The sequence below is a fragment of the Erwinia wuhanensis genome, from assembly GCF_030484085.1.
GTDB classification, from domain to species: Bacteria; Pseudomonadota; Gammaproteobacteria; order Enterobacterales; family Enterobacteriaceae; genus Erwinia; species Erwinia aeris.
The window spans coordinates 140,837-165,936 of record NZ_JAUJUH010000007.1 but is presented as its reverse complement, the minus strand read 5'-3'; the positions used below and the strand labels follow the sequence as shown (position 1 = coordinate 165,936).

Sequence of the window (25,100 nt, the reverse complement as noted above, 5' to 3'; positions counted from 1 at the left end):
TATTGCTCAGGCAGCCGCGCTGTCGTCGGTGCCAAACCCTCCCTCGATAAGATTACCCACGCTGCTGCCAATCCAGCTACCGATCCGTTTTCCAATATAGCCGGTTGCTTTGGATACCAAAGTGGAAATAACCGGGATAGTCGTCAGGTTGCCGATCGCAGCGCCAATAAACTCGCCTGCCCGGCATCAAATTAACGGCTTTGTTAATCCACGGCCGCCGGCGGTTCGCCAAAGACCGGCATGCCGTCGCTATCCCAGGTAAAGGTTTTAATGCAGGTGTGCCGGTTGGGATCGTAAAGCGGATCGCCTTCGATTTCCGTGTAGTCTCTCGCATGATAAACCAGTACGTCCTCACCCTGTTCCGTTACCGTAAAGCTGTTATGCCCCGGCCCGAACTGGCGGTTTTCCCAACTGGTTTTAAAGACCGGCTGAGGGGATTTTTGCCAGTTTTCCGCTTTCATCGGATCGGCAGCAACGTCGATCCACAGCAGGCCCATACAGTAGTTTTCATCCGTCGCGCTGGCCGAATAGCTGACGAACAGGCGGTTGCCGTGACGAATAACCGCAGGCCCTTCGTTGACGCTGAAGCCCACGCATTCCCAGTCGAACTCAGGCCGACTCAGCATCACCGGCGCGCTTTTCAGCGACCACGGCGTTTCCAGTTCGGCCAGATAGAGATTGGAGTTGCCGGGGATCGCCGGATCTTTTTGCGCCCACAGATACCAGTTTCTGTCCTGATGCACGAAGTGGGTCGCGTCCAGCGCAAAACTGTCGATGGGCGTCACGACCTGACCGCATTCATGCCAGGCGCCGGTAAGCGGATCGTCGTCATGACAGGCGATAGCGAACATGCGGTGCTGGAACAGCCCATCTTTGATTTCTCTGGACGGCGCGGCGGCAAAATAGATGACCCAGACGTTATCAATAAGATGCAGTTCAGGCGCCCAAATCAGCTCGCTCATTTCGCCGCTGGCGTGTTTTTTCCAGACCACGACGGCTTCGGCTGCCGCCAGATCGGCTAAGGTCGCGGCGCGGCGCAGCTCAAGCCGATCGTATTCAGGTACGGAGGCGATAAAATAGTAATGCTGCCGATGGCGCAGAATAAAGGGATCGGCGCGCTGTGCAATAAGGGGGACGGGCCAGTGACTGCTCATGCTCCTGTTCCTTCTGGTTTAACCGGCGCTTTGCCGTGATGATAATCGTTGAGTTCGCGGAAATTATGGCGACGCTGTTCCAAATCCAGCTGGATTTTTTGCATCGTTGGTCGGTCAACCTTCAGCAGCCTGACCACGCCAGCGGTAATCAGATAACCGACGCCCGGAATAATGGTAAACAGCAGCGTGATGCCGTTGACGGCCAGCGGCGACTGGGCTTTCGCGCCCGCGTCGTAGCCGTAAAAAGAGAGCAGGAAGCCAACCATCGCGCCCGCTACGGCCAGGCCAACTTTGAGGAAAAACAGATTGCCTGAAAAGCTGATGCCGGTAATGCGCTTGCCGGTTTTCCACTCGCCGTAATCGTCCACGTCCGCCATTAGCGACCAGTGCAGCGGCGAAGGGATCTGATGCAGAATATTCAGCAGGAAGTACATCACCACAATCAGTACCGTAGCGTGCGGATCCAGGAAATAGAAGCCGCAGGAGAACAGCGCCAGCACGATATTGGTCCAGAAGAAGACTTTCAGTTTGCACCAGCGATCGGTCAACACTTTGGCCAACGTGCTGCCCAGCATCATGCCTATTACGCCCAGGCTGATAAACAGCGTGGCGAAATGGGTCGTTTGCCCCATGACCCAGGTGACGTAGTACATGGTGGCCGCCATGCGGATAAAGCCGGGACAGACGTTACAAAAGGTCAGCAGCAGGATGCGCACCCACTGGTCGTTTTTCCACACGTCCCGTAAATCGGATTTCAGATCGCTGTTGCTCGGTACGGCAGGATGAATGCGTTCACGCACCGTGGCGAAGCAAAAAAGGAACATGCAGAGGCCGATAAAGGCCAGCACGCTCATCGCCATCTGGTAGCCGCGCGCTTTGTCGTCGCCTCCGAACCATTCCGCCATCGGCAGCAGGGAGAGCGACAGGATCAGCGTGGCGATGCCGACCATTACAAAGCGGTAAGACTGGCAGGAGACGCGTTCGCCGGGATCGTTGGTAATCACGCCGCCAAGCGAGCAGTAAGGAATATTGATAGCGGTATAGGTTAACGACATCAGAAAGTAGGTGGCAAACGCGTAGATAACCTTATTGTCATAGCTCCAGTCCGGCGTGGTAAACATCAGCACGCTGAACAGCACATAGGGCAGGGAAATCCATAGCAGCCAGGGACGAAAACGTCCCCAGCGGCTCTGCGTTCTGTCGGCCAGCGCGCCCATAATGGGGTCGGTAATCGCATCCAGCACGCGCACGGAAAGCAGCAGGACGCCGACCAGCGCGGGCGCAAGGCCAAAGACATCCGTATAAAAATAGTTAAGGAAAAGCATGATCGCGCCGCCGATCATATTGCAGCCCGCGTCTCCCATGCCATAGCCAATCTTCTCTTTTACCGAAAGCGCCGCGCTCTTCATGGATAATCTCTCCCACAGGATGAAGCAGAGATTATCACTGGCTTAATAGCGTCTTGCGCTGGCGCAAAAGGTTGCAGAGATGGACAAAACGGCTGTAACCGGAAAAGTGTGAGTAAGCTGGCAATTCGCGCGGTGAGGGCCATAAAAGGTAAGGCAGGCTGGAGGATTAGCGCGCAGTAAAAAGGGCGCCGAAGCGCCCCGGGTCATCAGGCTTTTTGCAGCCGGTTTTTTACCGCGTAGCCAATGGCCAGCACGATAATCCACGGCGGAATAAGCCATACGGAAATCGCCATGCCCGGCGTCATCGCCATAATGACCAGAATGCCGATCATAAACAGCAGGCAAATCCAGTTGCCGGCGGGATAGAGCAGCGCCTTGAAGCGAGTCTGCACGCCTTCGCGCGCTTTCGCCTGGCGGAACTTCAGATGGGCGTAGCTGATCATCGCCCAGTTGATCACCAGCGCGGAGACCACCAGCGCCATAAACAGGCCCAGCGCCTCGCCCGGCATCAGATAGTTCACCAGCACGCAAATCGCCGTGGTAGCGGCTGAGAGCGCCAGTGCCACGTAAGGCACGCCACGACGGTCAACCTTCAGCAGCGCCTTCGGGCCGTTGCCCTGACGGGCCAGGCCGTAAAGCATCCGGCTGTTGGAATAGACGCAGCTGTTATAAACGGAGAGCGCCGCCGTTAAAAACACCAGGTTCAGCACGTTCGCCGCCAGGCTTTCACCCAGGTCGTGGAAAATCATCACAAACGGGCTGCTGTTGGCGGTAACTTTTGTCCAGGGATAAAGCGAAAGCAGCACGATAATCGAGCCGACATAAAAGATCAGGATACGCCAGATCACCTGGTTGGTGGCCTGCGGAATGCTTTTTTGCGGGTCATCCGCTTCGGCCGCCGTGATGCCTACCAGCTCCAGGCCGCCAAAAGAGAACATAATGATCGCCATCGCCATCACCAGTCCGCCCACGCCGTGCGGGAAAAAGCCGCCGATCGCCCAGATATTGCTGATCTTCGCATCCGGGCCGCCATGACCGCTGAACAGCAGCCAGCAGCCGAACACAATCATCGCCACCACGGCGACCACTTTCACAATCGCCAGCCAGAACTCCATTTCGCCAAAGATTTTTACGCTGGTCAGGTTGATAGCGTTAATCAGCACAAAGAAGATGGCGGCGGCGGCCCAGGAAGGAAACGCGGGCCACCAGACCTGAATATACTGGCCGACGGCGGTCAGTTCCGCCATCGCGACCAGGATATAGAGCACCCAGTAGTTCCAGCCGGAAGCGAAACCGGCAAAGTTGCCCCAGTATTTATAGGCAAAATGGCTGAAAGAACCGGCAACCGGCTCTTCCACGATCATTTCGCCCAGCTGGCGCATAATTAAAAAGGCAATAAAGCCGCCGATGGCGTAGCCCAGTAAGACGGACGGGCCCGCCATTTTAATGGTTTGTGCGATCCCCAGAAAAAGGCCGGTGCCGACGGCGCCGCCTAATGCAATTAGCTGAATATGGCGGTTTTTCAGGCCGCGCTTCAGCATATCGCCCTGCTGTTGTTCCATAGTGATCCTCTTGGTCTCGTTATTGTACTAAGGGCGAGCCTTTGTCATCATTTTATTACGATAGATGTACTTAAATGTTTACATAAGAAACCCCGCAAAAGCGGGGCTGCCTCTACTTTCGCGATAAGAATAATGATAAGCGCCGGGTAATGCACTCGCTTTCTGTTTAAGCCGGGACGGCTGCAAAAAAAACAGGTTTCGGCAACGTTTGTTTTTGTCATAAAGGATGCCTGAAGACGAATCGATTTTACTTATGACGCCGTTAATCGGGCGCCATTAACTGCCTGGTCTCCTTCAGAAAAGTTAATTTTTTTAACATTCTTTCTGACGCGTTTAACCTGTTATAAGGCGTTAATTCGCGCCCGTAAAACGAGACATGCGTCTGGTTTTGCGCCGTTGCCATATAGACATCAGGTGAATACTTTGTTACTTTACGGGCTCCTTTTTGCAATTGGTATGACCAATTTACTCGGGCAAACGGCACGAAGAAGGGATGATGGCCTACAGCAAAATCCGCCAACCAAAGCTATCCGATGCTATCGAGCAGCAGCTTGAGTCCTTGATTATGGAAGGGACGCTGCGTCCCGGTGAAAAGCTCCTCCCTGAACGCGAGCTGGCTAAACAGTTCGACGTCTCCCGTCCCTCTTTGCGTGAAGCTATCCAGCGTCTGGAAGCAAAAGGCCTGCTGCTGCGCCGTCAGGGCGGTGGCACTTTTGTAAAGACTAACCTCTGGCAAAGCCTGAGCGATCCGCTGGTGGAACTGCTGGCCGATCACCCTGAATCGCAGTTCGATCTGCTGGAAACGCGCCACGCGCTGGAAGGGATAGCGGCCTACTATGCGGCGCTACGAGGAACGGAAGAAGATCTGGCACGTATCCGGGATTGCCATCTGCAAATCCAGACCGCGCAGGAGAGCGGCGACCTTGATGCCGAAGCCAACGCGGTCATGCAGTATCAGATAGCTGTCACAGAGGCGGCGCATAATGTGGTGCTGCTGCATTTGCTACGCTCAATGGGGCCGATGCTGCAACAGAACGTCCGACAGAATTTTGAATTGCTCTACTCGCGCCGCGAAATGCTGGCAAAAGTGAGCGGTCACCGCGCCAGTATTTTCGAGGCGATTGTGGCGCGCGAACCCGAAAAGGCACGCGAGGCCTCACACCGCCATCTGGCGTTTATCGAGGAAATATTGCTGGACAGAAGCCGGGAACAGAGCCGAAGAGAGCGCTCCCTGCGCCGATTACAGCAGCGTAAGGATTAACGCGTAATCATAACGCGACAACCACGAAGGGCCTGTCTCTCTGTGTTTTGCACTGAGCCAGAGGACAGAGAGACAGGCTCCAGACAATTCAACGTATTAGACACAGATAAGGAATACCCCCATGTCAGAACGTTTACACAATGACGTGGATCCGATTGAAACTCGCGACTGGCTACAGGCGATCGAATCGGTCATCCGTGAAGAGGGCGTGGAGCGCGCGCAGTTCCTGATCGATCAGGTATTGAGCGAAGCACGCAAAGGCGGCGTAAAGGTAGCGGCGGGCACTGGGGCCGGCAGCTACATTAACTCTATCGCCGTTGAGGACGAACCTGACTATCCGGGTAATACCTCGCTGGAACGTCGTATCCGTTCCGCCATCCGCTGGAACGCCATCATGACCGTTCTGCGTGCATCGAAGAAAGATCTGGAGCTGGGCGGCCATATGTCTTCCTTCCAGTCCTCGGCGACCATTTATGAAGTGTGCTTTAACCACTTCTTCCGCGCGCGCAGCGAAAAAGACGGCGGCGACCTGGTGTACTTCCAGGGCCACATTTCGCCGGGCGTTTACGCGCGTGCTTTCCTGGAAGGCCGCCTGACCGAAGAGCAGATGAACAACTTCCGTCAGGAAGTGCACGGCAAAGGCCTCTCTTCTTATCCGCATCCAAAACTGATGCCGGATTTCTGGCAGTTCCCGACCGTTTCGATGGGTCTTGGCCCAATCGGCGCGATCTACCAGGCGAAATTCCTCAAGTATCTTGAGCACCGTGGCCTGAAAGATACCTCACAGCAGACCGTTTACGCCTTCCTGGGCGATGGCGAGATGGACGAGCCGGAATCCAAAGGCGCGATCACCATCGCCACCCGCGAGAAGCTGGACAACCTGGTGTTCATCATCAACTGTAACCTGCAGCGCCTGGACGGCCCGGTAACCGGCAACGGCAAAATCATCAACGAGCTGAGCGGCATCTTTGGCGGCGCAGGCTGGGAAGTGATCAAGGTTATCTGGGGCGGACGCTGGGACGAGCTGCTGCGCAAAGATACCAGCGGCAAGCTGATCCAGCTGATGAATGAAACCGTTGACGGCGACTATCAGACCTTTAAATCCCGCGATGGCGCCTACGTGCGCGAGCACTTCTTTGGTAAATATCCGGAGACCGCCGAGCTGGTCAAAGATATGACCGACGACGAGATTTGGGCGCTGAACCGTGGCGGCCACGATCCGAAGAAAATCTACGCGGCGCTGAAAAAAGCGCAGGACACCAAAGGCAAACCTGTGGTGATCCTGGCGCATACCATTAAAGGCTATGGTATGGGCGACACGGCAGAAGGCAAGAACATCGCTCACCAGGTGAAGAAAATGAACATGGATGGCGTACGCTACATCCGCGATCGTTTCAACGTGCCGGTAGAAGATGACAAAATCGAAAGCCTGCCGTACGTCACCTTCGACAAAGAGTCGGAAGAGTACAAATATCTGCATGGCCAGCGCGAGAAGCTGGGCGGCTATCTGCCGACGCGTCAGCCTAACTTCAGCGAGAAGCTGGAGATGCCTGCGCTGGAAGACTTCCGTCAGCTGCTGGATGAGCAGAACAAAGAGATTTCCACCACGATCGCCTTTGTGCGTGCCCTGAACGTGATGCTGAAGAACAAGTCGATCAAAGATCGTCTGGTGCCGATCATCGCCGACGAAGCGCGTACCTTTGGTATGGAAGGCCTGTTCCGTCAGATCGGCATCTACAGCCCGAACGGCCAGCAGTACACGCCGCAGGACCGTGAGCAGGTTGCCTACTACAAAGAAGATGAGAAAGGTCAGATCCTGCAGGAAGGCATCAACGAACTGGGCGCAGGCGCATCCTGGCTGGCGGCGGCAACGTCCTACAGCACCAACAACCTGCCGATGATCCCGTTCTACATCTACTACTCGATGTTTGGCTTCCAGCGTATCGGCGATCTGTGCTGGGCGGCGGGCGACCAGCAGGCGCGCGGCTTCCTGGTTGGCGGCACCTCCGGTCGTACCACGCTGAACGGCGAAGGCTTGCAGCATGAAGATGGTCACAGCCACATTCAGTCGCTGACTATCCCTAACTGCATCTCTTACGATCCGGCTTACGCTTACGAAGTCGCCGTTATCATGCATGACGGTCTGGTGCGTATGTACGGCGAAGCGCAGGAAAACATCTACTACTACATCACCACGCTGAACGAAAACTACCACATGCCGGCGATGCCGCAGGGCGCAGAAGAAGGTATCCGTAAAGGTATCTACAAGCTGGAAACGGTAGAAGGCAGCAAAGGTAAAGTCCAGCTGTTGGGTTCAGGCTCTATCCTGCGTCACGTTCGTGAAGCGGCACAGATCCTGGCGAAAGACTACGGCGTTGGCTCCGATGTTTACAGCGTGACCTCCTTCACCGAACTGGCTCGTGACGGTCAGGACTGCGAGCGCTGGAACATGCTGCACCCAACTGAAGCGCCTCGCGTGCCTTACGTTGCGCAGATCATGCACGACGCACCGGCCGTGGCTTCAACCGACTATATGAAACTGTTCGCCGAGCAGATCCGTACCTATATTCCAGCCAGCGACTATCGCGTGCTGGGCACGGATGGTTTCGGTCGTTCCGACAGCCGCGAAAATCTGCGTCACCACTTCGAAGTGGACGCGTCTTACGTGGTGGTTGCAGCGCTGGGCGAACTGGCTAAACGCGGCGAGATCGATAAGAAAGTGGTGGCGGAAGCCATCACCAAATTCAATATCGATGCCGATAAAGTCAACCCGCGTCTGGCATAAGAGGTAAAGAGTAATGGCTATCGAAATTAAAGTACCGGACATCGGTTCCGACGAAGTGGAAGTCACCGAGATCCTGGTCAAGGTCGGCGACAAAGTGGAAGCAGAGCAGTCGTTGATCGTCGTTGAAGGCGACAAAGCCTCAATGGAAGTGCCTTCGCCAGAAGCGGGCGTGGTCAAAGAAATTAAAATTTCTACCGGCGACAAAGTGGAAACCGGCTCGCTGATTATGATCTTTGAATCTGCCGACGCGGCTGCGCCAGCGCCAGCCAAAGCGGAAGCAAAAGAAGAGAAGAAAGAAGCGGCGCCGGCTGCCAAAGCGGAAAGCAAAGAGGTCAACGTACCGGACATCGGCGGTGATGAAGTTGAAGTCACCGAGATCCTGGTCAAGGTTGGCGATAAAGTCGAAGCCGAGCAGTCGCTGATTACCGTCGAAGGCGACAAGGCCTCAATGGAAGTGCCTGCGCCGTTTGCCGGCACGGTAAAAGAGATCAAAATCGCTACCGGCGACAAAGTCAGCACCGGCTCGCTGATTATGATCTTTGAAGCGGAAGGCGCAGCACCGGCCGAAGCGCCGAAGCCAGCGATGAAAGAAGAAGCGGCAGCGGCGCCTGCGGCGACCAGCGGCGCGAAAGAAGTGCAGGTGCCGGACATCGGCGGCGACGAAGTTGAAGTCACCGAAGTGATGGTTAAGGTTGGCGATAAAGTCGAAGCCGAGCAGTCGCTGATCACCGTCGAAGGCGACAAGGCCTCGATGGAAGTGCCTGCGCCGTTTGCCGGCACGGTAAAAGAGATCAAAATCGCGACCGGCGACAAAGTGAGCACCGGCTCGCTGATTATGATCTTTGAAGTGGAAGGCGCGGCGCCTGCTCCGGCAGCGAAACAGGAAGCGGCTCCGGCTCCGCAGGAAGCCAAAGCGGCGCCTGCTGCGGCACCGGCTCCAGCGAAAGCGGAAGCAAAAGGCGACTTCTCCGAGAACGACGCCTACGTCCACGCCACGCCGGTTATCCGTCGTCTGGCGCGCGAGTTCGGCGTTAACCTGGCGAAGGTAAAAGGTACGGGACGTAAAGGCCGTATTCTGAAAGAAGACGTGCAGGCGTACGTGAAAGACGCGGTGAAACGCGCCGAGACCGCGCCAGCGGCTGCCGCCAGCGGCGGTGGTCTGCCAGGCATGCTGCCGTGGCCGAAAGTGGACTTCAGCAAGTTCGGCGAAATCGAAGAAGTCGAGCTGGGCCGCATCCAGAAAATCTCTGGCGCGAACCTGAGCCGTAACTGGGTGATGATCCCGCACGTTACGCACTTCGACAAAACCGATATCACCGATCTGGAAGCGTTCCGTAAACAGCAGAACGCCGAAGCCGAGAAGCGCAAGCTGGACGTGAAATACACGCCGGTTGTGTTCATTATGAAAGCCGTTGCCGCCGCGCTGGAGCAGATGCCGCGCTTTAACAGCTCGCTTTCTGAAGACGCGCAGAAGCTGACGTTGAAAAAATATATCAACATCGGCGTGGCGGTCGATACGCCTAACGGCCTGGTGGTTCCGGTCTTTAAGGACGTGAATAAAAAAGGCATCACCGAGCTTTCCCGCGAGCTGATGGCAACCTCGAAAAAAGCGCGCGACGGCAAGCTGACGGCCAGCGACATGCAGGGCGGCTGCTTCACTATCTCCAGCCTTGGCGGTCTTGGCACCACGCACTTTGCGCCGATCGTCAACGCGCCGGAAGTAGCTATCCTGGGCGTCTCTAAATCCGCGATGGAGCCGGTCTGGAACGGTAAAGAGTTTGTGCCGCGTCTGATGATGCCAATCTCTCTTTCCTTCGACCACCGCGTTATCGACGGGGCTGACGGTGCCCGCTTTATCACCATCGTCGGCAATCTGTTAGCCGATATTCGCCGACTGGTGATGTAAAAGTACTCTGGCCGGCTTATGCCGGCCTTCTTATAGCCGACTCTCGCTGTTTTAGTCGACAAGTTGTGATGGTTTGGGGCAGGTTGTTTGCACTCTGTTAACAATTCTGTAAACTCTTGCCCTGAATACGAACCGGTGGATGGATATCCGCCAGTTAACTAAGAGGTCATGATGAGTACAGAAATTAAAACTCAGGTCGTGGTACTTGGGGCAGGTCCGGCAGGTTACTCTGCGGCATTTCGCGCTGCTGATTTAGGTCTGGAGACCGTGATTGTTGAGCGTTACAGCACCCTGGGCGGCGTTTGCCTGAACGTGGGCTGTATTCCTTCCAAAGCGCTGCTGCACGTGGCGAAAGTCATTGAAGAAGCCAAAGCGCTGGAAGAACACGGCGTGGTGTTCGGCAAGCCGCAAACCGACATCAACAAAATCCGTACCTGGAAAGAGAAGGTCATTAATCAGCTGACCGGCGGTCTGGCCGGTATGGCGAAAGGCCGTAAAGTGAAAGTGGTCACCGGCGAAGCTAAGTTCACCGGCGCGAACACTATGTTCGTTGACGGCGAAAACGGCGGCACCACTATCAACTTCGATAACGCGATTATCGCTGCCGGTTCTCGTCCTATTCAGCTGCCGTTTATTCCGCATGAAGATCCACGTGTGTGGGATTCCACCGCCGCGCTGGAGCTGAAAGAAGTGCCTGAGCGTATGCTGGTCATGGGCGGCGGCATCATCGGCCTGGAAATGGGTACCGTTTATCACGCGCTGGGTTCTCAGATTGACGTGGTTGAGATGTTCGATCAGGTGATCCCTGCGGCCGATAAAGACGTGGTGAAAGTCTTCACCAGGCGCATCGAGAAGCAGTTCAACCTGATGCTGGAAACCAAAGTGACCGCGGTAGAAGCCAAAGAAGATGGTATCTACGTCACGATGGAAGGCAAAAAAGCGCCTGCTGAACCACAGCGTTACGACGCGGTGCTGGTGGCGATTGGCCGCGTGCCGAACGGTAAAGGTCTGGATGCCGGTAAAGCGGGCGTGGAAGTGGACGATCGCGGCTTTATCCGTGTCGATAAGCAGATGCGTACCAACGTGCCGCACATTTTCGCTATCGGCGACATCGTTGGTCAGCCAATGCTGGCGCATAAAGGCGTGCACGAAGGCCACGTAGCGGCGGAAGTGATCTCCGGCAAGAAGCACTACTTCGATCCAAAAGTGATCCCATCTATCGCCTATACCGAGCCGGAAGTTGCCTGGGTTGGCCTGACCGAGAAAGAAGCAAAAGAGAAGGGCATCAGCTACGAGACGGCGACCTTCCCGTGGGCGGCATCAGGCCGTGCTATCGCTTCCGACTGCGCAGACGGCATGACCAAGCTGATTTTTGATAAAGAGACGCATCGCGTGATCGGCGGGGCCGTTGTCGGCACCAACGGCGGCGAGCTGCTGGGCGAAATCGGTCTGGCTATCGAAATGGGCTGCGACGCCGAAGATATCGCGCTGACTATCCATGCTCACCCGACGCTGCACGAGTCGGTAGGCCTGGCGGCGGAAATCTTTGAAGGCAGCATCACCGATCTGCCAAATGCGAAAGCGAAGAAGAAGTAAGCGCTAAAAGCATTCGAAGCGGCTCCGAAAGGGGCCGTTTTTTTATCTCATTTCCGCGTCATTTTTCTGATTAAACGCCTGCAAATACTCAATAAAACAGCGCAGCGCCATTCCTTTGATGAAAAATGCAAGACTTATAGTGTGCAGGGTTATCCGATTATAACTGCGTTTTTTGCCACGAAAGTGGGTAGCAGGCCGCGGATGAGTTTAAAGCAGGGCGCTGAAACCCTTTTTTTGAGGGGTATTTCAACGGACTGTTTTATAAGGAGATTAAGTAATGGATGAAAAAGAGGGTTTTTATCGGGTTTTGGTCAAAATTCTTTTAACATAAGTGCGTTATGTTGTATCGCCAACTGTTCACTGCCGTACAGGCAGCTTAGAAAGCATATATGCGGATATAAATACACCGTCTGGCGTTCACTGCCGTACAGGCAGCTTAGAAACGCTACAAACCGTTTGAGACCGTTTAGGGAGGGTTCACTGCCGTACAGGCAGCTTAGAAAGCTGGAATTCGATCTGGAGAGAGTGCGAACAGGTTCACTGCCGCACAGACAGCTCAGAAATGTAGGCTCAAGGGGCCGCAGGCGTTCCCTTTATTATTCACTGCCGTATAGGCAGCTCGGCCGTCCCAATTAATATCCCGTCCTGCTATCCCTATAACGGCTAGTTAATCCACCGCCACGCTCGCAATACAAAAAGTGCGGATAACCAGGCAACACGGTGCAGTTGCCGTCCCCGCAAGCCGCTTAAAAGGCCTTTCCGGTCGCGTAATCCGTGCCTGATCCACTCTGTTAATGATGTTGCTTTTTTGTAAACAGATTAACACCGCATCAAAATCCTGCTATGCTGGCCCTCGCGAAACCGGGCACCTTACCCTACAGAAAAGAGCGCAAAGCATTTGCGATAAGCCTGAAGGCGCCCGGTCATTACACTGTGAGCGAGGAGAACGTCGTGCTAGAAGAATACCGTAAGCACGTTGCCGAGCGTGCTGCCGAAGGGATCGTTCCTAAACCATTAGATGCTTCCCAAATGGCCGCGCTGGTTGAACTGCTGAAAAACCCGCCAGCGGGTGAAGAAGAATTCCTGTCCGATCTGTTGATTAATCGAGTTCCGCCGGGCGTTGACGAAGCGGCCTATGTAAAAGCCGGATTCCTGGCTGCTGTCGCCAAAGGCGAAGCGACCTCTCCTCTGGTTACTCCTGAAAAAGCGATTGAACTGCTGGGCACCATGCAGGGCGGCTACAACATCCATCCGCTGATTGACGCGCTGGATGACGAAAAGCTGGCGCCGATTGCCGCTAAAGCCTTGTCCCACACGCTGCTGATGTTCGACAGCTTCTACGATGTAGAAGAGAAAGCCAAAGCCGGCAACCCACACGCAAAACAGATCCTGCAATCATGGGCGGATGCCGAATGGTATCTTTCCCGTCCGGAGCTGGCGGAAAAAATCACCGTCACCGTGTTTAAGGTCACCGGCGAAACCAATACCGACGATCTTTCTCCTGCACCTGATGCTTGGTCACGCCCGGATATCCCTCTGCACGCGCTGGCGATGTTGAAGAATGCCCGCGAAGGCATCGAGCCGGATCAGCCTGGTGCCGTTGGCCCGATCAAACAGATCGAGGCGCTTCAGGCCAAAGGCTTCCCGCTGGCTTATGTCGGCGACGTAGTCGGCACCGGTTCTTCCCGTAAATCCGCCACCAACTCGGTGCTGTGGTTTATGGGCGACGACATCCCTTACGTGCCGAACAAAAAAGGCGGCGGCGTGGTGCTGGGTAACAACATTGCGCCAATCTTCTTCAACACGATGGAAGATGCTGGCGCGCTGCCAATTGAAGTGGATGTGCAAAACCTGCATATGGGCGATGTTATCGACATCTATCCTTATAAAGGCGAAGTCCGTAACCACGAGACGGGCGAAGTGTTAGCTAACTTTGCGCTGAAAACTGACGTTCTACTCGATGAAGTTCGTGCGGGTGGTCGTATCCCGCTGATCATCGGTCGCGGTCTGACGACTAAAGCTCGTGAAGCGCTGGGCCTGCCGCAAAGCGACGTGTTCCGTCAGGCGAAAGACGTGGCGGCAAGCACGCGCGGCTACTCGCTGGCGCAGAAAATGGTTGGCCGCGCCTGTGGTACGGAAGGCGTGCGTCCGGGCGCATACTGTGAACCAAAAATGACTTCCGTGGGTTCGCAGGACACCACCGGCCCAATGACCCGTGACGAGCTGAAAGACCTGGCCTGCCTGGGCTTCTCTGCCGATCTGGTGATGCAGTCTTTCTGCCACACGGCAGCCTATCCTAAGCCGGTTGACGTCTCTACGCACCACACGCTGCCGGACTTTATTATGAACCGTGGCGGCGTATCGCTGCGTCCGGGCGACGGCATTATCCACAGCTGGCTGAACCGTATGCTGCTGCCGGATACCGTAGGAACAGGCGGCGATTCGCACACCCGTTTCCCAATCGGCATCTCTTTCCCGGCCGGTTCCGGGCTGGTGGCGTTTGCGGCGGCAACCGGCGTGATGCCTCTGGATATGCCAGAGTCCGTGCTGGTGCGCTTCAAGGGCAAAATGGAGCCGGGCATTACGCTGCGCGATTTGGTTCACGCCATTCCGCTGTATGCCATCAAGCAGGGCCTGCTGACCGTTGAGAAGAAGGGCAAGAAAAACATCTTCTCCGGCCGCATCCTGGAAATCGAAGGCCTGCCGGATCTGAAAGTCGAACAGGCGTTTGAGCTGTCCGATGCGTCCGCCGAGCGTTCTGCGGCTGGCTGTACGATCAAGCTGGGCAAAGATCCTATTATTGAATACCTCAACTCCAATATCGTGCTGCTGAAGTGGATGATTGCGGAAGGCTACGGCGATCGCCGCACGCTGGAACGTCGTATTCAGGGAATGGAAAAATGGCTGGCGGATCCGCAGCTGCTGGAAGGCGATGCGGATGCGGAATACGCGGCGGTTATCGAAATCGATCTGGCTGAAATCAAAGAGCCAATCCTGTGCGCGCCAAACGATCCGGATGATGCTCGTCTGCTGTCGGACGTGCAGGGCGAGAAGATTGACGAGGTCTTTATCGGTTCCTGTATGACCAACATCGGTCACTTCCGTGCCGCCGGTAAGCTGCTGGACAGTCATAAAGGCCAGCTGCCAACGCGCCTGTGGGTGGCTCCGCCAACCAAGATGGATGCGGCGCAGCTGACGGAAGAGGGTTACTACAGCGTCTTTGGCAAGAGCGGCGCGCGTATCGAAATCCCTGGCTGTTCACTGTGCATGGGTAACCAGGCACGCGTGGCGGACGGTGCGACGGTGGTTTCCACCTCAACCCGTAACTTCCCGAACCGCCTGGGCACCGGCGCGAACGTTTATCTGGCTTCAGCAGAGCTGGCTGCGGTCGCTTCGCTGTTGGGCAAACTGCCAACGCCGGACGAATATCAGCAGTTTATGGCGCAGGTTGATAAGACGGCGGTGGATACTTATCGCTATCTGAACTTCGATCAGCTGAGCCAGTATACGGAGAAAGCCGACGGCGTGATTTTCCAGACTGCGGTTTAAATCCTCAATAAGCGTTATTCAGAGCCGAATAGCGCTTTCGCGGTAAATAAAAGTCCGGGGCTGTTTTCAGTCCCGGATTTTTTATGGGCGCAAATCAGAGGATCGTATGAAGGAATCAGGCAGGTTCTTTGAAACCCTTTTTAGGGTGGTTATTTAATCTATTGATTTTAAGTGGTTTTAATGAAGGGCTAAAAAAAGGGTTTTTACCCGAGATAGGTCAATTTTCCCTGCAATACATGATGTTAAACTGAAAGCGTTACAGTTCACTGCCGCACAGGCAGCTTAGAAAACGTAGCGCCAGTCGTGCAGCGCGATGCCGCAGTTCAATGCCGCACAGGCAGCTTAGAAAATTTCGGTTACGCAGCTTTTAAAGCGCTCAGTGTTCACTGCCGTACAGGCAGTTTAAAATCAGGGAATGATACGCATCCGCCATTTTTATCCCTAAGCACCACTCTTACCCTCCTATGGCAAAAGTGAACGCCAAGAGACATTTCTGTGCCCCTTCAGATAAGCCGCTACCTTGCCGTCCATTTAAAAAGGAAAATAGTGTAGCGGCAAACGCTCAGGAAAAATAACGTCGGATAAAAGCGCAGTCCAACAAGAAAAGATAATATAGATGTGGGCTGAAAACTAAAGCTGACTTATGCCGACAAACCACGCATTGCCTGTTTATAAATTAGCGCATAATAAATCACTACGCAAAAAAAATGATACAGCGTCTCATTATTTTTCAGGAAGGGCAGGTAAGCGCATAACCTTCCTTTTAAAGACCAGTTCGGTTATTGTGGGAATGTCCCTATACTGATTTTAAAAACATCCTGTAACTATCTTCTGATATGTCGAGGCTCAATGAACATCCTGGCAAGAAATCTCATCATCTTTCTATGCTTCTTTTCTTATAAGGTTTTTGCTCAACCCGATATCTCTGAAGTTTTAATAAAGGGCGGTGATTATTACGTAGGCGACGTTTTTGGCAAACACGACTATGCACAGCATGCCAATGCAAAAATAAAAAGCTTTTACATCATGCAAACCGAGGTTAGCTACGCGCTTTATCAACAGATCTATGCGTGGGGGCAGAATAATAACTATTTGTTTAACCCCGGCTGCAATGGCGCTATTTATGAAGATTGTCGCGAGCCTGATTACGAACAGGGAAAGCATCCGGTAACTAATATCGAATGGGGCGATGCCGTTGTCTTTGCCAATGCGTTAAGCGTGTTACAGCATTTGCAGCCCGTCTATCTGACGAACAAAGGAGCTATTGTCTATAATGTTGAAGAGACTGACAACCTGCATGAGGACAGCCACGCAGACGGTTATCGCTTACCTGATATTAATGAATGGCAGGTAGCCGCGCGAGGCGGAGAAAAAGCAGTAGCCAAAGGTCGCTATGGCAATCGTTTTTCTGGCAGTGACAGAGCCGACAGCGTTGCCTGGTATCCACCGTTTAACAGTCAGCAATTTGGCACGGCCAAAGTAAGTTCGTTAAAACCAAATGATGCGGATATTTATGATATGAGCGGTAACGTCTATGAATGGATAAACGACAAAAGTGAGACGGCAGGCGTTGCCATGCACTATTTTTGCGGAGGAAGCTATATTGCCCATTCTGCTTCCCTGGCAAGCTGTGACTCGCATAGTGCAAAATTCGTCATGTCTGATATCGGTTTTCGCCTGGTCAGGAATGCCGTGAGTGAAAAATAAATTTTTACTGATGGGTCTGCTTTTTTCAGGATTCGCCAGCGCTCAGGCTGAATACGTTTCTTTACACAGCGGGCAGAACGTTATTGATATTAATGCCGATGGTCTGAAGGATATTTTGTTTATCGCGGATTATGACAATAACACGTCTCATCCCAGCCAGACGATGAATGTTTTTATAAAAAATAAGCAGGGTGGTTACAACAGCGTTCCCTGCCCGCAGGCCAGCGGTTTTACATGGGCCGATATCAGGCTTTCCGCCTCTGGCGTTAAAATATATGATTACAGATTGCTCGTTTACCACAACGGATATTCTGTAGTTAGCGCTGAAAAATTCGCTACTGATAATGATGGCAGCGACGTATTGAACTCAGGCCTGGTCAGGATAAATCGCTATGTTATAACGGAAGGGGAAAACGATCCGGGCGTCCCTGCGTTTCAATGGAGCCTGGCGGGAAGCTACATCACCAAAGAAAAATTCAACGACGTGGACGAAGCGCTTAAAAATATTAATATGGATGAGTTTAAATGAAAGCAATTATCATGCTGGCGGCAGCGTTATTTACTGTATCTTGTCATGCCAGTAACGCTGGCGTGAATGATAATAACTATAAAGCGGCGATACAGCAGGCATTAGATAACCAGCCGCCACTTTGTCTTGGCGAGAAAACCTGGCCAGCCGTTACAAATACGCAGGGCTATAGCTGGATAAATGCAAAAATGGAGGCGTTAAAAGAGGCCGGTCTGATTACTAAAAAAACTACAGGCGGAAAAATAGACTGGCGGCTGACCACATACGGCCAAAAAGCTTTCAACCAGTCCGGTGACTTTTGCTACGGTAATTTTAAGGTTAGTAAGATAACCGATCTCAATCATCATAACGATGGCACGGTGACCGTTGATTTTACCTACCAGATAACCGCTTTACCCGCATGGGCTAAAAACAAAGCCGTCAGAGTGGCCTATACCGATCTGGATAATGACGTTATGGGAATAGGCCATGCCAGATATGAAATCGTTTTCCGAAAAGAAAATTCAGGCAAGCTGGTGATGCTTTCTCCACCTTCGCAGCTCGATCTACTTTACTGAAGCTAATTAATCCAATGTTTTTAGCCCTTTTCTGTATGCCGAACGGCCCGAAGTTTAGTGTATATGCATTATAGCGAGTTTATCTTACGTTCCCGGACAGAGCCGCCCGAGCGGTTGATCATACGTCTGCCGTTTTTGCGAGATCGTTGTTTCATTTCTTCTCTCTTTCCTTTTCTTTGGCCCTTATGCTGCGATAATAGAAAGGTTAACCCGTTCACAGGAGCGGGCCGGCGCAGGCGGCAGATTGAGGCCGCAGCCCGGTAAGGTCAGAGGAAAGCAGTATGGAATATGAATTTTTACGCGACGTTACCGGCACGGTAAAAGTACGCATGTCGATGGGGCATGAAGCTATCGGCCACTGGTTTAATGAAGAGGCAGCGGACAATTTAGCGCTGCTGGATGAGGTAGAGGCCGCCGTCGCCGAAGTGAAAGGCAGCGAGCGCCAGTGGCAGCGCGTGGGCCGCGAATATACGATCTGGCTGGATGAAGAAGAGGTGATCGTGCGCGCCAATCTGCTCAGTATTGAAGGCGACGAGATGGAAGAGGGCATGAGCTACTACGATGAAGAGAGCCTGTGCTTCTGCGGCGTCGAGGATTTTCTGGCGGTGATTTTCGCCTATCGCGGTTTTCTTCAGGGGCGTTGAACCGTCTTCTTTGACATTTTTTAATCAATCTGGATGCTTTTATCTGCGATCGTGATCGTTTTTATTCACTTTTGATTCATTAGAATCAAACGGGGGGGATAACCTTAAAACGAGGCAGGATGCTGATGAAACTGAAAAGGATGATTGAGAAAATTCCCGGCGGCATGATGGTCGTGCCGCTGGTTGCCGGAACCACCCTCAATACCTTCGCGCCACAGCTGCTGGAAATCGGCGGCTTCACCACGGCCTTGTTTAAACAGGGCGCCGCGCCGCTTATTGGCGCTTTTTTAATCTGCATGGGGGCCGGCATCGGTTTCGGCGCGGCACCTCGCGCCATTCTTCAGGGCGGCAGCATTACGTTGGTTAAGCTGCTCGTCGCGGTGGCGCTTGGGTTTGCTGTCGATAAGTTCATGGGGGCGGAAGGCGTTTGGGGGCTGAGCAGCGTAGCGATTATTGCCGCGATGAGCAATGCCAACGGCGGTCTCTATGCGGCGCTGGTCGGGGAATTCGGCAGCGAAAGCGATATCGGCGCGATCCCGCTGATGACGTTGAGCGATGGTCCCTTTTTCACGCTGATTGCGTTGGGCGCGGCCAGTATGGCTTCCGTCCCGCTGATGGCGCTGGTTGCCGTGATCGTGCCGCTACTGGTCGGCATGATGCTGGGGAATCTTGATGCCGATATGCGGCAGTTTCTTACCGCTGGCGGGCCGCTGCTGATCCCCTTCTTCGCTTTTGCGCTGGGCACGGGGATCGATCTGGCGATGCTGATTGAAGGGGGCCTGGCTGGGGTCGCGCTGGGCCTGCTGACCACCTTTTTCGGCGGCTTTTTTAACGTTCGTATCGATCGCCTCGTTGGCGGAACGGGAATAGCAGGCGCCGCGGCCTCCAGTACGGCGGGGAACGCGGTTGCCACCCCGCTGGCGATTGCGCAAGCCGATCCTTCTCTTCTGCACGTGGCTTCCGCCGCTACGCCGCTGATTGCCGCTTCTGTGATCACCACGGCCATCCTTACCCCGTTATTTACCTCATGGATAGCCAGGCGCAACGTCCGGCAAAGCGTTGCCGCCCAAAAGGTCGAGCAATAGACAGCCTGAGGGATGCAGGGCAGGCGCACGTTTTGCCGTTAAGTTTTTGCGGCAGCAACGCAAATCCGGTGCGCCCGAGAATTATTGCAGCAGGCCGGATAAGATACGGGGATGATGTGCATCCCCATCAGGTTTACCGTTCGTAAGCGTCGTTTTTTTCCAGCGTGACGGCGGGGGCATCCACGCTAACCTGTTCAAAGCTCAGCTTATTCACGCCAGCGATTTTGCCGAACTCCTGCGCCTGCAAGGTAATATGGCTGAAGTGCAGCCGTTCGATCGGACGTTCCTCTGCGCCTTCGATAAAAAATGCGCGAGAGAAATGGTGCGGCGCGGTTAAGCGGCCGGTAACGTGAGAAATAGTGATATTTTCAACCCGCGTCAGGCCGTCTGTCCCTTCCACGCCTTCGCTGAGTTTGCGCCAGTGCGGAGGGCTATCCTCACCCACTTGCTGGCCGTAGCTGTACTGCGGAAACCAGTTAAGCTGCATCATAAAGGGATAGCTGACGTCTTCCAGCAGCAGATGGCGCACGGTAATATTCCTGATCCAGCCGCCGCGATTACGCGCAGATTTGATGCGAAAACCGACGCCGGTGCCAAAAAAGCGGTTATGTTCAATCAGCACATTTTCGATCCCGCCGGACGTTTCGCTGCCCAGCGTAATGCCGGAGCCTTTATGCAGTTCACAGTCGCGAATAACAATATCGCTCGTCGTTTTTGCCAGTCGCTGCGCTTCCGCGCCGCGTCCCGATTTGACGCAGATATTATCGTCATTGCAGGAAACCACGCATCGTTCCACGCGAACATGCTCGCACGAATCGATATCAATGCCGTCGGTACTGGGACCGGTCGCGTTACTCACCCGCAGATCCTGTAAAAAGACCCGATGCGAATAGCAAAGATGAATATTCCAGAAGCCGGATTCGCGTGAATGAAAACCGTTCAGCTCTACCGCTTCGCTCTGGTAAACCACCACGTTGCGCGGGCGCTCGCATTCGTAATCCACTACCCAGCGCAAGCCCTGCCGACTGTATTCCGCCAGCATGCCGCCGTTTTCATCCTCGCCCCAGAATTTATGCCACCAGACCGCGCCCTGGCCGTCAATCGTGCCCGCGCCCGTGATTTTCACCGCCTGACACCGGTTGATATTAACGATCCCCGCCGGCCAGAGCATATCAATACCGGCAACGCGGGTGGCGATTTTAGGGTAATCCTCCAGGCGCTGGCTGCCGAGCAAAACCGTGCCTTCAGCCAGTTCCAGCGTCATCTCGCTTTTTAAAAACAGCGAGCCGGTAAGATAGCGTCCGGCAGGGATAAGGACGCGGTCGCCCGCCGCCGCCTGGTTGATGGCGCTTTGTATCGCGCCGGTTGATAAGGTTGTTCCATCAGGTACCGCACCGAAATCCAGAATATTCAGGATCGCCATGCTTTTTCCTTTCCATGCTGAATAAAAAACAGGCAGGCACTATAGCATTTCTGACCGTTGCCATATTTCCTGAGATCAAAGGAGCTGCCGTTGGTGGCAGCTGCTTGCCCTTAAAACCTCGGCTACAGCGATCCGCCGCCGCAGATCACCAGCTCCTGGCCGGTGATAGCATCGGCGGCGGGGGAGAGCAGATAGCCGACCAGCGCGGCGACCTCTTCCGGCTGGATATAACGCCCGATCGGCGGCATTTTCGGCGGCGAGCTTTCCCGTCCGGGCTGGCTTAACATCGGCGTCGCCGTTGCGCCCGGCGCGACAATATTGGCGGTAATGCCGCGCGGCGCCAGCTCCGCCGCCCAGCTTCTTACCATGCCTTTCATCGCCGATTTGGTACTGACATACTGGCTGCGTCCCGCCGCGCCGGTTGAGGTGCGGCTGCCGATCAGTACAATGCGCCCGCCCGTGGGTAGCTGCGGCGCCAGCTGATTCGCCAGCACCTCTGCTACCCGAATATGCAGTTGCCAGAGCTTTTCGCTTGTCTCCTCATCCAGATCGCCCAGCGGCGCGGCCTTCATCATGCCAGCGGCGTGAATAACCGCATCGACCGGCGGCAAGCTAACCAGCGCCCGCTTCAGCGCGGCGGTGTCAAACAGATCCACCGAAAGCGAGACGAAAGCGTCGCTGTCGCGCTTAACCAGCGTGCGGCTCAGCCCGGTTACGCGCCAGCCTTCTTCCAACAGCTTATCGGCGGTGGCGGCGCCAATGCCGGAGCTGACGCCCGTGATCAACGCGTGACGGCTCATGCGCGCGCCTCCAGCATCGCCAGCGGGATCTTAAATACCGCCTTGCGTACCGCTGCCGGTTCGCCGACCGCGCAAAGCGCCTGATGCGCTTCGCCAGGATAGAAAATCACGAAATCGCCGGGCTGCAAACGCACCGAATGCGGTAGCCAGGGGCGCTCAACGATAAACAAATCCGGCTTGCGCTCTTCCGCCTGCTGGTTACGGGCATCGGCACAGGAAAAATGGACGATCTCTTCGCCCGCCAGCAGGATCTGAATATCCAGATACTGCCGGTGAAATTCGGTATGCCGCGTTGCCGCCGGTGCGGTGCGCGTCGGACTCAGCGTGCAGAACCAGCTTTCCCCTTCCGGCTGGATGCGGCCGTCATCCCGCGCCTGTAGCGCCGCCAGATGATGTTCCGGCCTGGCAAGCAGCGCGGTAAGCACGGGCGGCAGCGTTGCCATTTTCAGCGTCGACAGATTACCGGTAATCATGGGGCCTCCTTAGCCCAGGCCTCGTCCACGCAGACGTATTTAATCGCCTGGCGGAAATAGGTGTAGGCAATATGCAGTTCGCCATTGATGCCCTGTTTGATGCTGGGATAGGAGAACTCGCGGTTCAGCTTCTGCTGCGAGTTATTGGTCATGCAGTAACCGTCGCCTTCATCCAGGTTGCGTTGCCACGGCCAGCTGCGGCCGCCGTCGGCTGAAATCGCCAGCGTCATCGGCGCGCGCGGCGCCCCCCAGAACGCCGTTTTTCCGGCGTGCGTCGCGGGCGTAACGGCAGTATCGCCTTCCTCATCCTCAATTTCATCGTAGAGGGAAAGACGCCGCTCGCTGGCGCCCTCGGCGCTCATGGCGTTAAATACCAGCGCCAGATCGCCGTTGGTCAGCGTCGTGACCTGGATTGACGAGTTATTATTCGGCAGTTCCGTCGGTTGCGGCGCCGACCAGCTTTCGCCGTTATCAACGGAACGGCTGGCGTAAATATTATCCGCCCAGCGGCTGCGAAACAGCGCCAGCAGCGAGCCATCTTTCAGCAGGGTAATATTCATATGCACGCAGCCGGTGCTTTCCGGCACCGCCACGTCGCGCCAGGTTTTACCGTGGTCAGCGGAGATTTTCACCGCGCTGGTATCCTCGTTGCCGACCCATTTTTCGCCGGACCGCGTGGTGCAGTAGAACACCGGCAGCAGCCAGTTGCCGTTGGCTAACACCACAATCGGCTGACGAATAAAGGTGCCGGGCTTGTCCAGCAGCGTGGCGATCGGCCCCCAGCTTTTGCCGAAATCCTGCGACTGACGAAAACGCACGATGGCGGTGTCCTGATTGCCGGATTTCTGCGCCGTCCACAGCAGCCACAGCACGTTGTCGGGCGCTAAAAACAGCACCGGATTTTGCTCGGAGCGGCTGCTGTCGTCGGAAAGTTTCTGCGGTTCGCTCCAGCGCTCGCTGTTTTTCGCCAGCCGCGAGCACCAGATGGAGATATCGGCAATGCCTTCCTGAGTGCCGCCAAACCAGACGCAAAGCAGATCGCCATCCGGCAAAGGCAGCAGATTAGCCGCGTGATTTTGCGGGCAGGGCGAGGGCAGCATGGCGCTGCGCAGTCGCGTGGCGTTATCCGCGGGCTGCACAAGGCCGCTGCGTTCTACGGTCAGGGTTTCACTCATCTCAGGCTCCACTTTTTTGCATACGGTTGTCGGTTTTCTTCACGCTCTGACGGCTTGGGATCATATAGTCGATAGCCATAATCACCGCTGGCGTAATCAGCGCGATATACATGTTGTTGATGCCGAAAGGATCGCCCAGCACAAACCAGACGGAGGTCATTACGCAGGCGCCAATCAGCCCCCAGTTTGCGCCGCGCGCGCTTTTAAACATCGGCAGATAGAAGGCGATGATCGCCACCACGGAAATCGACAGGCGAATGGCGCGGGTAAAGAACGAAAGCTTAAGCACTTCCGGCACGAACAGCACAAAGACCAGCGGCGCAAAGCCGATTGCCAGCGACAGCCAGCGCGTCATTTTGAATTCGCGCTCCGGCGTGGGGTTGCGGTACGGCACATAGAAATCTTTTACAATCAGCGACGCGATAGCCAGCGCCACGGTGCCGACGCTGACGAAGATCGACGCGACCAGCGACGTGGTGACGATACCGGCCAGCCACGGGCTCATATCCTGCAAAAACACCGGCAGCGCATAGAGGCTGTTGATCTCGGGGTGCAGATATTTCGCCGCCACGCCGATCATGGCGATAGCGATACCGATAGGCAGGCAGAAGAAAAAGGCGACCCAGGTGGCGCGTCTGGCCGCCGCCGGGCTTTTAGTGGAAGAGATCGCCTGAATCACAAACTGGGTGCAGAAGATGGAGCCAATGGTGCCAATCAGCCAGGCGACGATGGTGCTGGCGCCGACATGGCCGTCCCACGTCCAGTAAAAGGACGGCATTTTCTCGACCATCGGCGTGATGCCGCCGGTCATTTTCAGCGCCACGCCAAGAATAATCAGGATGCCGACATATTTCAGCGCGCTGTGCAGCATGGTGACCCACGCCATACCTTTCATGCCGCCAAAGGCGAAATAGAAGGTGCTGACGATAGCGGTAATAAAGGCCGCAACGGGCAGATTAACTTTTAATACGGTGGAAATAGCCGCCGCGCCGCTGACGTAATTCCCTACGTTCACCAGCAGCAGCGCATAAATCATAATAATAGAGATAATATTCTTGGTGGTGCTGCCGTACTTTTCCGCTATCGCGCCGGAAATAGTAATCTTGCCGGTATTATAGATACGCTTGACCAGCAGCAGCCCGAAAATGGGAAAGCCAATTGCCGCGCCGATGACCGACCAGGAAGCGGCAAAACCATCCTCAAAGGCGGCCTGCGCCGTGCCGATGGTGGATTTGGCGCCGATATATTCCGACATCAGCATAATACCCACGATAAAAGCGGGCATGGCGCGCGACCCTTCCATAAAGTCGCCGGAGCTTTTACTTCTTAAGCGGTAAGTCAGCCAGGTGGTAAATAAAATATAGGCGACCACCATACAGATAATAATCAACGTGCCTTCAGTAGAAAACGCTTTCATTGTGATGCCTCACTATGAGCAGACGCGGCGGCCTTGCGGCTCTTTTCACGCCTTTGTAGGGTTAAGCG

The 25,100-nt window shown here is 54.9% G+C and carries 18 protein-coding genes; 10 read left to right on the top strand and 8 right to left on the bottom strand.

Going from position 1 to position 25,100, the window contains the following annotated elements; genetic code table 11:
* Positions 1-203: 203 nt before the first annotated feature.
* The 3 genes from QZH36_RS16905 to QZH36_RS16895 all read right to left on the bottom strand — a co-directional run bounded on the left by QZH36_RS16905 (position 204) and on the right by QZH36_RS16895 (position 4,125).
* Positions 204-1,154 (bottom strand): glycoside hydrolase family 43 protein, encoded by a 951-nt coding sequence (locus QZH36_RS16905; protein ID WP_301730706.1) that lies wholly within the window; start codon positions 1,152-1,154, stop codon positions 204-206.
* Positions 1,151-2,563 carry a glycoside-pentoside-hexuronide (GPH):cation symporter gene (locus tag QZH36_RS16900; RefSeq protein WP_253455261.1) on the bottom strand — a complete coding sequence of 471 codons (1,413 nt, stop codon included), beginning with the start codon at positions 2,561-2,563 and terminating at the stop codon, positions 1,151-1,153. Before QZH36_RS16900 ends, QZH36_RS16905 begins: the two co-directional genes overlap by 4 nt.
* A gap of 206 nt (positions 2,564-2,769) precedes the next feature.
* Positions 2,770-4,125: an amino acid permease gene (locus QZH36_RS16895; protein WP_253455260.1), complete on the bottom strand. Its 1,356-nt coding sequence runs from the start codon at positions 4,123-4,125 to the stop codon at positions 2,770-2,772.
* Positions 4,126-4,621: 496 nt separating this feature from the next.
* On the opposite strand from QZH36_RS16895, the gene pdhR reads away from it, so the two are divergent.
* The 10 genes from pdhR to QZH36_RS16845 all read left to right on the top strand — a co-directional run bounded on the left by pdhR (position 4,622) and on the right by QZH36_RS16845 (position 19,744).
* Positions 4,622-5,386, top strand: a complete 765-nt coding sequence (gene pdhR, locus QZH36_RS16890; RefSeq protein ID WP_253455259.1) for a pyruvate dehydrogenase complex transcriptional repressor PdhR — start codon at positions 4,622-4,624, stop codon at positions 5,384-5,386.
* Positions 5,387-5,507: 121 nt separating this feature from the next.
* Complete coding sequence (gene aceE / locus QZH36_RS16885; protein ID WP_253455258.1) at positions 5,508-8,171, top strand: pyruvate dehydrogenase (acetyl-transferring), homodimeric type; 2,664 nt, start codon at positions 5,508-5,510, stop codon at positions 8,169-8,171.
* Positions 8,172-8,184: 13 nt separating this feature from the next.
* Complete coding sequence (gene aceF / locus QZH36_RS16880) at positions 8,185-10,077, top strand: pyruvate dehydrogenase complex dihydrolipoyllysine-residue acetyltransferase (RefSeq protein WP_253455257.1); 1,893 nt, start codon at positions 8,185-8,187, stop codon at positions 10,075-10,077.
* Between the two features lie 171 nt (positions 10,078-10,248).
* Positions 10,249-11,673 (top strand): dihydrolipoyl dehydrogenase, encoded by a 1,425-nt coding sequence (gene lpdA / locus QZH36_RS16875; protein WP_125289022.1) that lies wholly within the window; start codon positions 10,249-10,251, stop codon positions 11,671-11,673.
* 951 nt (positions 11,674-12,624) lie between these two features.
* On the top strand, positions 12,625-15,222 hold the full coding sequence (gene acnB / locus QZH36_RS16870; protein WP_253455256.1) for a bifunctional aconitate hydratase 2/2-methylisocitrate dehydratase: 2,598 nt from the start codon (positions 12,625-12,627) through the stop codon (positions 15,220-15,222).
* 849 nt (positions 15,223-16,071) lie between these two features.
* Positions 16,072-16,929 (top strand): SUMF1/EgtB/PvdO family nonheme iron enzyme, encoded by an 858-nt coding sequence (locus QZH36_RS16865; protein ID WP_301251425.1) that lies wholly within the window; start codon positions 16,072-16,074, stop codon positions 16,927-16,929.
* Positions 16,919-17,458 carry a carbapenem self-resistance protein CarG family protein gene (locus QZH36_RS16860; protein ID WP_253455254.1) on the top strand — a complete coding sequence of 180 codons (540 nt, stop codon included), beginning with the start codon at positions 16,919-16,921 and terminating at the stop codon, positions 17,456-17,458. The genes QZH36_RS16865 and QZH36_RS16860 overlap by 11 nt, the downstream gene beginning before the upstream one ends.
* Positions 17,455-18,015 (top strand): SEN1982 family lipoprotein, encoded by a 561-nt coding sequence (locus QZH36_RS16855; RefSeq protein ID WP_301730705.1) that lies wholly within the window; start codon positions 17,455-17,457, stop codon positions 18,013-18,015. The genes QZH36_RS16860 and QZH36_RS16855 overlap by 4 nt, the downstream gene beginning before the upstream one ends.
* A gap of 281 nt (positions 18,016-18,296) precedes the next feature.
* The gene (gene yacL / locus QZH36_RS16850; RefSeq protein ID WP_301730704.1) at positions 18,297-18,659 is read left to right on the top strand and encodes a protein YacL; all 363 of its coding nucleotides are present in this window, start codon (positions 18,297-18,299) and stop codon (positions 18,657-18,659) included.
* Positions 18,660-18,784: 125 nt separating this feature from the next.
* Positions 18,785-19,744, top strand: coding sequence for a 2-keto-3-deoxygluconate permease (locus QZH36_RS16845; RefSeq protein WP_301730703.1), 960 nt, complete (start codon positions 18,785-18,787; stop codon positions 19,742-19,744).
* Between the two features lie 133 nt (positions 19,745-19,877).
* Here the strand turns inward: QZH36_RS16845 and QZH36_RS16840 are convergent, their stop codons facing one another.
* The 5 genes from QZH36_RS16840 to QZH36_RS16820 form a co-directional block, all read right to left on the bottom strand.
* Complete coding sequence (locus QZH36_RS16840; RefSeq protein WP_301730702.1) at positions 19,878-21,167, bottom strand: glycoside hydrolase family 28 protein; 1,290 nt, start codon at positions 21,165-21,167, stop codon at positions 19,878-19,880.
* 122 nt (positions 21,168-21,289) lie between these two features.
* Positions 21,290-21,967, bottom strand: coding sequence for an SDR family NAD(P)-dependent oxidoreductase (locus QZH36_RS16835; protein WP_253455249.1), 678 nt, complete (start codon positions 21,965-21,967; stop codon positions 21,290-21,292).
* Complete coding sequence (locus QZH36_RS16830) at positions 21,964-22,440, bottom strand: NanQ anomerase/TabA/YiaL family protein (protein ID WP_301730701.1); 477 nt, start codon at positions 22,438-22,440, stop codon at positions 21,964-21,966. The genes QZH36_RS16835 and QZH36_RS16830 overlap by 4 nt, the downstream gene beginning before the upstream one ends.
* Complete coding sequence (locus QZH36_RS16825) at positions 22,437-23,615, bottom strand: sialidase family protein (RefSeq protein WP_301730700.1); 1,179 nt, start codon at positions 23,613-23,615, stop codon at positions 22,437-22,439. Before QZH36_RS16825 ends, QZH36_RS16830 begins: the two co-directional genes overlap by 4 nt.
* Before the next feature lies 1 nt (position 23,616).
* A complete protein-coding gene (locus QZH36_RS16820; RefSeq protein ID WP_253455246.1) occupies positions 23,617-25,032 on the bottom strand; it encodes a sodium:solute symporter family protein in 1,416 nt (471 codons plus the stop codon).
* Positions 25,033-25,100: the final 68 nt, after the last annotated feature.